This is a genomic window from Streptomyces sp. NPDC001093 (assembly GCF_040298985.1).
In the GTDB taxonomy this organism is placed as follows: Bacteria; Actinomycetota; Actinomycetes; order Streptomycetales; family Streptomycetaceae; genus Streptomyces.
The window spans coordinates 1-12,291 of record NZ_JBEPBF010000201.1 but is presented as its reverse complement, the minus strand read 5'-3'; the positions used below and the strand labels follow the sequence as shown (position 1 = coordinate 12,291).

At 70.8% G+C, this 12,291-nt stretch carries 7 protein-coding genes and 2 pseudogenes; 7 read left to right on the top strand and 2 right to left on the bottom strand.

Annotated features, from left to right (window positions below):
• From ABT288_RS47055 to ABT288_RS47040, 4 genes are all read left to right on the top strand, one after another.
• Nucleotides 1-1,654 (top strand): SpoIIE family protein phosphatase (locus ABT288_RS47055; protein ID WP_351622399.1); only part of this gene is annotated, 1,654 nt, incomplete at its 5' end.
• Between the two features lie 141 nt (nt 1,655-1,795).
• Complete coding sequence (locus ABT288_RS47050) at nt 1,796-2,422, top strand: TetR/AcrR family transcriptional regulator (RefSeq protein ID WP_351622397.1); 627 nt, start codon at nt 1,796-1,798, stop codon at nt 2,420-2,422.
• Entirely contained in the window at nt 2,419-3,174 is a 756-nt protein-coding gene (locus ABT288_RS47045) for an SDR family NAD(P)-dependent oxidoreductase (RefSeq protein WP_351622394.1), read from the top strand. Before ABT288_RS47050 ends, ABT288_RS47045 begins: the two co-directional genes overlap by 4 nt.
• A gap of 58 nt (nt 3,175-3,232) precedes the next feature.
• Nucleotides 3,233-4,108: an ABC transporter substrate-binding protein gene (locus tag ABT288_RS47040; protein WP_351622391.1), complete on the top strand. Its 876-nt coding sequence runs from the start codon at nt 3,233-3,235 to the stop codon at nt 4,106-4,108.
• Between the two features lie 349 nt (nt 4,109-4,457).
• Here ABT288_RS47040 and ABT288_RS47035 read toward each other — a convergent pair.
• Nucleotides 4,458-4,673: pseudogene (locus ABT288_RS47035) on the bottom strand (SDR family oxidoreductase); the annotation flags it as partial.
• A 314-nt stretch (nt 4,674-4,987) separates the two neighbouring features.
• Nucleotides 4,988-5,404 (bottom strand): MarR family winged helix-turn-helix transcriptional regulator, encoded by a 417-nt coding sequence (locus tag ABT288_RS47030; protein WP_351622388.1) that lies wholly within the window; start codon nt 5,402-5,404, stop codon nt 4,988-4,990.
• Nucleotides 5,405-5,784: 380 nt separating this feature from the next.
• On the opposite strand from ABT288_RS47030, the gene ABT288_RS47025 reads away from it, so the two are divergent.
• From ABT288_RS47025 to ABT288_RS47015, 3 genes and pseudogenes are all read left to right on the top strand, one after another.
• Nucleotides 5,785-8,529, top strand: coding sequence for a multifunctional oxoglutarate decarboxylase/oxoglutarate dehydrogenase thiamine pyrophosphate-binding subunit/dihydrolipoyllysine-residue succinyltransferase subunit (locus tag ABT288_RS47025; RefSeq protein WP_351622385.1), 2,745 nt, complete (start codon nt 5,785-5,787; stop codon nt 8,527-8,529).
• A gap of 81 nt (nt 8,530-8,610) precedes the next feature.
• Nucleotides 8,611-10,571 (top strand): annotated as a pseudogene (gene dxs, locus ABT288_RS47020) (1-deoxy-D-xylulose-5-phosphate synthase).
• Nucleotides 10,572-10,624: 53 nt separating this feature from the next.
• Entirely contained in the window at nt 10,625-12,157 is a 1,533-nt protein-coding gene (locus tag ABT288_RS47015) for an SLAC1 family transporter (RefSeq protein WP_351622382.1), read from the top strand.
• The last annotated feature ends 134 nt before the right edge of the window (nt 12,158-12,291 follow it).

Genomic DNA, 12,291 nt, shown 5'->3' with positions numbered 1-12,291 from the left:
CGTCGGCCCGGGACCCACACCCCGCACCCTGGTGCAGCCGCCCGCCGGCAAGCGGGGGCCGGCCGAGGCACTCGCCGCGGCCGACCTCGTCGAGCGGCTGCCCTGGGGCAGTTGCTCCCTCGACCTCCAGGGCAGGTTCACCTACGTCAGTGCCACCGCCGCCGCCCTACTGGGCGCGAGCAGCCCCGACGATCTGATCGGCACGCGTCCCTGGCAGTCCTTGCCCTGGTGCACCGACCCGGCCTTCGAGGACCACTTCCGCGCCACCGTGGTCAGCCGGAAGCCCGGCTACTACACCGCCATGCGCCCGCCGGACCAGTGGCTCGCGTTCGAGCTCTATCCCGACGGCTCGGGGGTGAGCGTCCGCATATCGCCGACCGGTCCGGGCGGGGACTCGCAGCCGGGGCCCACCATGACGGAGACGTTCCGGGGCGAGCCGATCCGCTTGGGCGAGATCTACCGGGTGCTGCACCTGGCCGCCGCCCTCTCGGAAACCGTGGGCGTCTCAGACGTGGTCGATCTGGTCACCGAGGAGATGCTGCCGGCGTTCGGAGCCCGGACCGTCGCCCTGCTCGCGGCCGAGGACGGCAGAATGCGGGTCATCGGCCGCAGCGGCTACAACCCCTCGCTGCTCGAACACTTCGACGGCGTGCCGCTGACCCACCCGGCACCCGCGGTCCGGGTCCTCGCCACCGGCGTGCCCAGCTTCTTCGCCTCCTTCGACGAGCTGTCCCGGGCCTACCCGCCCGCCCCGCATCAGAAGGGTCTGCATGCCTGGGCGTTTCTGCCGCTGATCGCCTCCGGGCGTCCGGTGGGCTCGTGCGTGTTCGCCTTCGACCGGCCCCACCCCTTTCCCGACCAGCAGCGGGTCGTCTTCATCGCGCTCGCGGGACTGATCGCGCAGGCGCTGGAACGGGCCCGCCTGTACGACACCAGCAACGAACTCGCCAAGACCCTGCAGGCGGCCCTGCTCCCCGACTCGCTGCCCGACCTTCCTGGACTGGATGTGGCGGCCCGCTATCTGCCCAGCGTCCGCGGCATGGACATCGGCGGCGACTTCTACGACCTGGTCCGGGTCGACGACACCACCGCAGCCGCGGTCATCGGCGACGTCCAGGGCCACAACGTCACCGCCGCCGCGCTCATGGGCCGGGTGCGCCCCGCCATCCGCTCCCACGCCGCCTCGGGGGCCACGCCCCCACAGGCCCTCGCGCAGGCCAACCGCCAGCTGGTCGCCATGGACCCGGGCCGCTTCGTCAGTTGCCTGTACGCCCAGCTCGACCTCGCACGCCGCCAGGCCGTCCTCGCCACCGCCGGCCATCCCCCGCCCGTTCTGCGTCACCCGGACGGCCACGCCGAGGTCCTTTCGCTCCGACCCGGCGTGCTGCTCGGCATCGACCCCGACGCGGACTATCCCCCCACCGAGATCCCGCTGACACCCGGCACCGTCCTCGCCCTGTACACCGACGGCCTCGTCGAGACTCCCGGGGTCGACATGGACGACGCCATGTCCGGGCTCGCCGCCCAGCTCGCCCGGGCCTCGACCCAGCCCATGGACCGGCTCGCCACGACCCTGATCGACCATGCACGGCAGACCGCGCCCCGGACGGACGACATCGCCCTGCTGCTCATCGGGCTCGCCACCGCCGGGTAGCGCGCCCCCGGCCAGACCTCGCCGGCAGGCACTTGGGACGTACGGCATGCCTTGACAGCGAAGAGACGGAGGGCAACGATGGGAACTATGGAAACTAATCCAGTTTCTCGAGTTTCCACCAGTGACGAGCGGCGTGCGGACGTGATCGTGGAGGCGGCCGGCCGGCTGTTCTTCGGGTCGGGTTTCGCGCGGGTGAGCATGGACGATCTCGCTCGTGAGCTCGGGATGAGCAAGAAGACGATCTACCGTCATTTCCCGGACAAGCGCAGCCTGCTGGCCGCGGTGCTGGACCGCCAGTTCGCCGCGGTGGAGCGCACGCTGGTGGCGGCGACCGAGGACGCGGAAGGGCAGCCGTTCGGTGTGCGGGTGCAGCGGTTCCTGATCGCGGCGGGCAGTGAGCTCGGGCGGATCGGCGCGCCTCAGCTCGCGACGGGGCGGGGCGACGCGATGCTGCGCCAGTACGTGGAGCAGCGTGTGGACGCGGTGGTCTACCAGCGGCTCGACGAGCTGTTCCGGGAGGGACACCGGCAGGGCTTGCTGCCGGCGCCGCCCGAGCTGCTGAGTGAGATCACCCGCGGCGCGTTGGAGCGGCTGCTCATGTCGGAGTTGCCGCGCGATCTGGACTGGACCGCGGCCGATCTGCTGCGGGCGACCGTCGACACCGTGCTGTACGGGGCGATCCGCCCGACAGGCCAGGGCATCGACGACGAACAACCCCGGGCGGTCATCCCGACGGCCCGCGACGACGAGAAGGAGGTGGACCCATGACCGGGACAACCGACAGGGTGGCATTGGTGACGGGGGCCAGCAGCGGAATCGGCGCGGCCACAGCGCAACTTCTGGCAGCGCGAGGAATGCGCGTGGTGGTCAACTACCTCCGCAACACCAAGGCGGCCGAGGAGGTCGTGGCCGACATCGAGGCCGCAAGCGGCCAGGCCATGGCCATGCAGGCCGACGTACGCGAGGAGGCGGCCGTCGAGAGCATGGTCGGACAGGTCCAGGCGGCTTGGGGCGGCATCGACGTGCTCGTGCACAACGCGCTCATCCCATATGCGGTCAAGCCGTTCCAGGACATGACGTGGGAAGAACTGGGCGGCAAGATCGACGCCGAGATGCACGCGGCGTTCGCGGTCACCAAAGCCGTACTGCCCACGATGACCGATCGAGGGTGGGGACGCCTCATCTACATCGGCACCGGACTCAGCCGCCTGCCTCGGGCGGGCATGATCGCGCTGGGCGTTTCCAAGGCCGCACTCGAGCAGTTCGCCCGGTATCTCGCCCAGGAACTCGGCCCGCAGGGCATCACGGTCAACGTCGTCTCGCCCGGCCCGGTGGAGTCCCGCACCGCCGATGCCGTGCTCGACGACGCGACGAGGCAGCGGCAGGTGGCCGCCACCCCCTTGGGCCGCCTGGCCTACCCGGCCGATGTCGCCCAGGCGGTCGCCTTCTACGCCGCCGAGGACAACTCCTTCATGACCGGTACCACGGCCGCGGTCAACGGCGGCTTGGCCATGTACTGACGCCCCGCTGACCTCCGCACACGCGGCCGAGCCCTTCAACGATCAAGGAAAGACGTTCATGCACACGATCGACCTGGCCTACGTCGGACGAGGCCTGCACGAGGAGCTGGCCGCGTACATCGCCGACCAGCAGGACTACTACGCCGAGGAGGGTGTCCACGTCGCGCTGCGCGACGGCTGCACCTGGGACGTGGAACGGCTGCGCCGCTGCGCCACCATCGGGCTCGGCCGGGCACTGCTGTCACGACTGACTGACGGCACCCCGTGGGTCGCACTCAGTGTCAACACCCACCGCCCGCTGTTCTGGTTCCTCGCCCGCCCCGGCCTGACCTCCCTGGCAGACCTGGCCGGGCGACGGCTGGCGGTCCACGCCCCGCACACCCCGCCCGGCGCATTCGCCCGGATCGTGCTGCGAAAGGCCGGCCTTGACCCGGACCGTGACGTGAAGACCATCGTCCGCTCGCCCGGCGACTACGGCATGGATCTGCGCCGGCTCAACGACGGCAGCATCGACGCCGCCTACGTCGGCAGCACCATGGCACCGGAGGCGGTGGCCGCCGAGCACGGCTGGCAGGTGCCGGCCTGGGTCGGCGACCACTTCCAGATCCCCACCGTGGGCGTGGCCGTCGACCCCACCTACATCTCTCCGGACGACCCTGCGGTCCAGGCCGTCGTACGAGCCCACCGCCGCGCCCTTCAGGTGATCCACGACGACCCCGACACCACGGTGCGCCACATGCAGACGTTCCTCGGCGGACAGACCGCGGAAGAGGCCCGAGCCCACTACGACACGTTCATCGCGCCGTACTTCACCACGGACGGCCAGGCCGATCTCGCTGTCGGCGACAAGGCGATCACCGCGGTCGCCGCCGAACTCGGCGTCCCTGCCACCGTCACCGCGGCCGAGTTCTACCGCACCGCGGCCACAGCCTAGGCATCAGGAGTCGAGTCGTAGCGTGCGAAGCCCTGGGCCCGCGGGCCGATGGTGTCACTCCGGTGACCGCGACCGCGGCGTGGTTCTTCTCAGGTATGGGCTTCCTCCCTCCGGGCCGCCATCGATCAGGGCCCTCCCGCCTCCGCGGTCTTCCACCGGCGACCAGCACAACCGTCACGGACTACGCCGAGCCCGCCTCGGAAGTGCCCACGCCGGTCGTGCGGAAACTGGCCCGGAACGCACCAGGTCCAGGTGTCACACCCAGCTGCCGTAGACCGCGCCGTCGCCTGTGGGCGTGTTGCGGAACGTCTTGTCCGGCGCAGGCGGCGCACGGCGGCAGCGGTGCTCGGTGTCCGGCGCTCTGACCGCCGTCGACATGCAGGATCTCGCCGGTGACCAAAGGGGCCTGCTCGAGATAGACGATCGCTTCGACGACGTCGTCGATCTCGCCCATGCGCCCGAGCGGGCGCATGCCGGCCAGGGCTTCGTGGGTTTCGACCGGGTGCATCGGGGTGCGGATGACACCGAGCGCCACGGTGTTGACGCGGATGCCCTGGGAGGCGTACGCGTGGATGCCCTGTCCGGCGACTTCGCCGATCACCAGCGCGGTACCGGCGCCGGACAGGGACAGGGACAGGGACAGGGCATCGAAGCAGCCGCCGGCTCCCTCAATGCCCGGCGTGAGCAGATGGGCGGTTTGAATGCCCGTTCGTGGAGCCTGACACGGAGCCGGCAGATGCCGCTGAATGGAATGGGAAACGCTGATCAAGGACGTCGCAGTCGATCTCGCCCGCTGTAGGCCACGGGCTGGATGCGCCGCAGAAGCCGCGCCCAGGTGCCGTCCGCCGACCACAGCCGGTGGCGTGGAAAACGAGCAGATCAAGTGACGTCACACGATCGGCCGGCCGGCTCCTGGGTGTCCAGTCCCGGACCGAGGTGCTGGCGCATCAGCGCCTTCGCGGTCGTCTCGGCGGCGGCGAACCTGGAGCGTCCTGCGTCGGTCAGGGTGGCCTCGACCGTCCTGCGGTCTCCGGCACGACGATGGCGATCAATCAGTCCGGCAGCCTGCAGCCCCCTGAGGAGGTAGGACATCCGGTCCCCGGATTCCTGGAGGAACGCCGCCAGCTTGGCTACGGGCACAGATCCGCTCGCGGCCTCGGCGAGCGCGCCGAGAATGAGGTAGTCATGGAGCGACAGTCCGTGCCGCACCCGCAATTCACCGTGCACGAGACCCAAGGTCCGCAGGACCCCTGGAAACTGCCACCGCGTGGTGTCCGACCAATCGTCGTCGATCATATTCCTTCCCAGGGGTCGGTTCTCCGGCCGCAAGCCCGTGGCCGCAGCATCACAACCACATTCCGTACGACGCCGATCCCGGGCCGGACGGACACGAAGCCCTCGGATCAGGACGGCGTCACCCGCCCGCAGTCCGAATATGCGACGACGGCAGGCAGCGGGCCGTCACCCGTCCGATGTCCTGATGTGAGGCCGTCGTGGCGCGCCCGGCCATCCGTCTCCGCACTACCGGCGTCCTAGCGTCGTCAGTGCGACGCGGTCGAACGGGCCGGGCTCCGCAACGGTTGCGAAGTCCTCGAACACCTGACACCCAGGCGGACGACCGCCGTAGCCGCGTCCGCCATCCCAAGGCTTCGCAGAGGAAAGAAGGCGTTCGCGCCATGGCGTCGCAATCAGACACCGCTCGAGCAGCGTCTCACGGGCTGGACTTCGGGCTCAACGAATGGGTCGTGGACGAGCAGCGACGGCGTTACCTCCACGACCCCGGCTCGGTCGATGAGACGTGGAGGAACTTCTTCGCCACTCTGGTGTCCCCGGCCGCCGCGGCCTCCCTGACCGCCTCAGCCCAACACCACGAGGGCACCGACGAGGCGGCGCTCAAGGCGGTCCGGGTCGCGGCGCTCATCCACGCGTATCGCGTGCGCGGGCATCTGATGGCCGGAACGGACCCGCTCATGGCCCGGCCGGCCGCAGCACATCCGGAGCTCGACATCGCCGCGTTCGGACTTGACGACTCGGACCGGGCGGAGGACTTCGCCGTGGACGGGTTCGCCGGGCGCGCCACGATGACACTCGACGAAGTGCTGGGCGCATTGCGGGAGTTCTACTGCCGCACCGCCGGGTTCGAGTACATGCACATCCAGGACGCCCCGGAACGCCGCTGGATCCAGCAGCGCGTCGAGGGCCCGCAGCGCCGCCCGGACCGTGCCGGACAGCTGCGGATCCTCTACCGGTTGGGGGCCGCGGAGGCCTTCGAGACGTTCCTGCAGACCAAGTACGTGGGCCAGAAGCGGTACTCGCTCGAAGGCGGCGAGTCGGCCATCGTGCTGCTCGACGCCCTGTTGCTCCGCGCCATCGAAGACGGTGTCCAAGAAGCCGTCATCGGGATGGCGCACCGCGGCCGGCTGAACGTCCTGGCCAGCATCATCGGCAAGTCCTACGGCCAGATATTCGACGAGTTCGAGGACGCGGTGGACATCCGGTCGGTCCAGGGCTCGGGGGACGTGAAGTACCACCTCGGCGCGGAGGGCGTCCACCGTGCCCTGGACGGCGGCACCATCGCCGTCTCGGTCGTGGCGAACCCCTCGCACCTGGAGATCGTGGGGCCGGTGACCCAGGGCGTGGTGCGGGCCAAGCAGGACCTGGCCGGGGACCAGGGCGAGCCCTTCCCCGTACTGCCGGTCGTCCTCCACGGCGACGCGGCCTTCGCCGGCCAGGGCGTGGTCGCCGAGACCCTGAACATGTCGCAACTGCCGGGCTACCGCACGGGCGGGACGGTCCACGTGGTCGTCAACAACCAGGTCGGCTTCACCACCCTGCCCGCCAACGGCCGTTCGAGCACGTACGCCACCCATGTGGCACGGATGGTGGAGGCCCCGATCTTCCACGTCAACGGCGACGACCCGGAAGCCGTCGACCGCGTCGCACGGATGGCCTTCGACTATCGCCAGACGTTCCACAAGGACGTCGTGGTCGATCTGGTCTGCTACCGGCGCCACGGGCACAGCGAGGTCGACGACCCGTCCATCACGCAGCCAATGATGTACGAACGCATCGACGCCAAGGCTTCGGTGCGCACGCTGTACGCCGCGGCCCTCATACGCCGCGGGGACATCGGCGAGCGGCAGGTGGACAGTGCCCGCCGCAACTACCAGGATCACCTCGAACGGGCCTTCGCCGAGACCCGGGCGCTGCCCGCTCCCGCACCGGCCGAAGACCTTCCTTGCGCCGACGCCGGACAGGCGGCCACCCAGCGCACGGCGACCGCGATCGACGAGGCGAGGGCCCGTCAGGTCATCGCATCGCAGACCGACCTGCCGCAGGGCTTCACCGTGCACCCGCGTGTCCTGCCGCAGCTCCACCGGCGCACGGCGACGCTCGACACCGGCACCGTCGACTGGGCCACCGCGGAGACACTGGCGATCGGTTCGCTGCTGCTGGACGGCGTCCCGGTACGGCTGGCCGGACAGGACTCCCGGCGCGGCACCTTCGGCCAGCGCCACGCCGTACTGACCGACCGGCGCACCGGCGCGGAGCACACGCCGCTGAACTCCCTCGGCCCGCAGGCCGCGAGCTTCGCACCGTACGACTCGATGCTGTCCGAACTGGCAGCGCTGGCCTTCGAGTACGGCTATGCGCAGGCCCGTCCGGAAGCCCTGGTGCTGTGGGAGGCCCAGTTCGGTGACTTCGCCAACGGCGCGCAGACGGTCGTCGACGAGTACATCGCCTCGTCCGAGCAGAAGTGGGGCCAGCGCTCCGCAGTGACCATGCTGCTGCCCCACGGCCTGGAGGGCCAGGGCCCCGACCACTCCTCCGCCCGGATCGAACGCTTCCTGCAATTGTGCGCGCAGGACAACATGACCGTGGCCATGCCCTCCCTGCCGGGCAACTACTTCCATCTGCTCAGGCAGCAGGCGCTGGACGGCCGCAGGCCACTGGTGGTCTTCACCCCGAAGTCGATGCTGCGGTCGAAGGCGGCCGTCTCCGCCCTGGCCGAGTTCACCCAGGGCGGCTTCCGTCCGGTCCTGCCGGACGACACGACGGACCCGGCCCGTGTCTCGCGCGCGCTGCTGTGCTCGGGCAAGGTCTTCTACGACCTCGACGCCCACCGGCACGCCGCGGGCTCGACCGACACGGCGATCGTCCGCGTGGAGCGCCTCTACCCGTTCCCCGACGAGGAACTCGCGGCGGAACTCGCCCGCTTCCCCGCGGCCGCGGACGTGCGGTGGGTGCAGGAGGAGCCGGAGAACCAAGGTGCGTGGTCGTTCCTCGCGCCGCGTCTGCACCGGCTCACCCGGCGCGCCGTGGAGTGCGTGAGCCGGCCCGAGTCGCCCGCGCCCGCGGCCGGCTCGGCCCGCCGGCACGGCGTGGAGCAGAAGGCTCTCGTGACATCGGCCTTCCAGTGATCAGCGGCTCGCGCAGTGCGCATCGGCTGCCCACAGCGCGTATCCGTCGACACCACGGCAGGATCGAGGAGGAGCAGCGGCATGAGCCTGCTGGCGCGCATCAACCAGCCCGCGGACTTGAGGGGTCTGAGCCATCCAGAGCTGGTCCGGCTGGCCGGGGAGATCCGCGACTTCCTGGTCCGCCACGTCGCGGCCACGGGAGGCCATCTGGGGCCCAACCTCGGCGTCGTGGAACTGACCCTGGCGCTGCACCGGGTCTTCGACTGCCCGCGCGACCGACTGCTGTGGGACGTCGGGCACCAGGCGGACGTCCACAAGATCGTGACGGGTCGGGCCGGTGAGTTCTCCGGCCTGCGCCGCGTGGCGGGCTTTCCGGATACCCGAGCCGGGAGGAGGCCACGCACGACCACATCGAGCACTCCCACGCATCGGTAGCCCTGTCGTACGCCGATGGCATGGCCAAGGCCGCACAGCTCGCAGGAGAGTCGGACCGGCACATCGTCGCCGTCGTCGGCGACGGAGCACTCACCGAAGGGCTGGCCTGGGAGGCCCTCAACAACATCGCGGCGGCACCGGACCGGCCGGTGGTGATCGTCGTCAACGACAACGGACGCTCGTACGCACCGACCGTGGGCGGACTCGCCCGGCACCTGGCGGCCCTGCGCACCCACGCCGGCTACGAGCGTCTGGCCGGCTGGGGCAGACAGGCGCTCGTCGGTGCCGGAGCGCCAGGGCGGGCGCTGCACCGGACCCTGCACGCGGCCAAGTAAGGCATCAAGGAGGGCCTGAAAGCGGGCTTCGCAGGGGGCAACGCGGAGGCCGTGATGCCGCACTCGCTCTTCTGCGAGCTGGGACTGCACTACCTCGGGCCCGTGGACGGCCACGACATCACCGCCCTGGAAGCAGCCCTGGAACGGGCCAAGGTCCATGGCGCCCCGGTCGTCGTCCACTGCATCACGCGCAAGGGACTCGGATACGCGCCGGCCGAGCAGAACGAGGAGGACCACCTGCACGGCATCGGCATCCTCGACCCGCAGACCGGGCACCCTCTGCGGCCCGCTGGCCTGACCTGGACGGCAGTGTTCGGCCGGGAACTGGTCGAACTGGCCGACGCGCACCCGGACGTCGTCGCGATCACCGCGGCCATGCCCGGCTCCGTCGGTCTCAACGACTTCGCCGCACGCTACCCGGCACGGTTCTTCGACGTCGGGATCGCCGAGCAGCATGCGGTCGCCTCGGCCGCCGGGATGGCCGTGGCGGCCCTGCATCCAGTGATCGCCCTGTACGGCACGTTCCTGAACCGCGCCCTCGACCAGGTGCTGATGGACCTCGCGCTGCACCGGCTCGGTGCGACCCTGGTCCTCGACCGGTCCGGAGTCACCGGTGACGACGGCCCCAGCCACAACGGGCTGTGGGATCTTGCGATGCTCCAAGCTGTCCCCGGCCTGCGTACCGGGGCTCCCCGCGATGCGCGCACGCTGCGGCGGCAGTTGCGGGAGGCCGTGTCGATCACCGACGCGCCGACCGTCCTGCGCTACCCGAGAGGCACGGTCGGCCCGGCGATCCCGGCGGTCGGCCGCGCCAGCGCGGTCGACGTCCTGCGCGAGGCCCCCGGCCGCGGCGTCCTGCTGGTCGCTGTCGGAACGACAGCCTCGGTCGCTCTCGAAGCGGCGGGGCTCTGCGCCGAGCAGGGGGTGGAGGTCACCGCAGTGGACCCACTGTGGGTCAAGCCGCTCCCCGGCGATCTGCCCGCGCTCGCCGCCGAGCACGCCCTGGTCGTCACGGTCCAGGACGGCCTGCGCGCCGGAGGAGTGGGCACAGCGGTGGCCCAGGGCCTGCAGGAGGCCGGCATCCGCACCCCGGTACGTGCCGTGGGCGTGGCGGACGGGCTTCCCCGGCAGGCCACCCGGGCCGAGATCCTCGCGGAAGCAGGCCTGACCGCTCAGGCGATCGCACACACCGTCACCCAGACCCTGGCCCGCGCGGCCGTCACCGCGGTACCCACCGGTCCCCGCACCGTCCCCGCACCCAAAAGCCAATGAATGTCGCATACCAGTAAAATGCTTCTACTGCGAAAGCGGCCGGAGGATGCGTCATGTCCGAGATCATCTGCCGCAGAATCGACGAGCAGACGCCGAGCGAGGGCGGCGAGGTCGGCGAGCGCGTGCTGGTCGACCGGGTCTGGCCGGAAGGTCTGCGCCGGCAAGGCGCACCGCTCGACGAGTGGCTGCGGGAGGTCGCACCCTCCATCGAGCTGCAGCGCTGGTACGGCCACCACCCCCAGCGGTTCGGTGAGTTCCGCCGCCGCTATCTCACCGAACTGGGCGATCAACGGCACAAATACGCAGCTGCCCGGCTTCGGGACCTGGCCCAACACCGCAGCCTCACCCTGCTGACCTCCACCCAGGACATGGACCACAGCCATACCGCGGTCCTGGCCGAATGGCTCACCGAACCCGGCTCTCACGATGAGCGGCGCCCGGATGCCGCCCTTCCCGAGCACGGACGCACCGCTCCCGGTTCCCGGCCGCCCGGACATCGCGCGGCGGTCTCCGCCGCGGTGGCCAATCTCAACGCGGGCGCACTCGCGTTCGTGATGGGCACCGGCATCGTCTCCACGGCCCTGTACGTCAACGGCGCCGACACCGCCTCCGCCGTACTGCTGTGGGTGGCCCTGGCCGGTTATGCCGTACTGGTGCCCGCCTACGGCTGGCGGCTGCTGCGCCGGCGCGAGCGGTTCGTCGCGGATCTCCTCGGGCCGCGTGCCTTCGCGTTCCTCACCCTCGCGATCTCCTCGAACGTGCTGGCTGCTCGCTTTGTGCCGGCCGGACACACCGCGGTCGCCGGGGCGTTCCTGGCGTTCGGGACGCTGGGGTGGGTGGTGCTGGACTACGGCATCCCGCTCGCGCTCATCACCACGCTGAAGCGGGGCCCCTCGCTCGACCAGGTGAACGGCACCTGGTTCCTGTGGTCGGTGGGATCGGAGTCGGTGGCGGTCGCGGCGGCATCGCTGGCCCGGGTGACCTCGGGACACGCACTGGCCGTCCTGGCAGTGGTGTGCTGGGCCGTCGGCCTGATGCAGTACCTGCTGACCGCCGCGCTGGTCCTGGCCCGGCTGCTGGCCCGGCCGGTGCAGCCGGAAGGCCTCATGACGTCCGTATGGATCTTCATGGGGGCGGCGGCGATCGCCGTACTCGCCGGAGTCCGGCTGATCGCACTCCATCCAGGCACCGCGATGTTGTCGCGCCCGCTCGTCATCGGGACGTCCGTCGTCCTGTGGGCGTTCTCAAGCTGGCTGATTCCGCTCCTGCTGGCTCTGGGCGTTTGGCGGCACGCGCTGCGCCGTATCCCGCTGCGCTACGAGCTCGGCTGGTGGAACCTCGTCTTCCCGGTCGGCATGTATGCGGTCACCACGCATGAGCTGGGACGCGCGACCGCAACCTCGTGGATGACGAGCGTGGGCCGCTGGGAGGTCTGGATCGCCGTGGTGTTCTGGGCTGTCGTGTTCGCCGCCATGGTGGCAGCCAGACTCCGGGCCCGCCCCACGAGCACGCACGGATCCGCCGGTGCGCGGCAGACCGCCCGCCCGCAGAGCAAAGCCTCGACGGCAACCGGGGCGCTGCCATAGGCACGCGTTGCGGTGCGGCGGGGGGCCCCCCGCCCCCGGGGCGGCAACCCCCGGGGGGGCCGCCCCGCCGGGGGATAGGGGGGGGTGAACGGGGCCGAGAGAGGCCCGGGGGGGCCCGCCGCCCGGGCCGCACG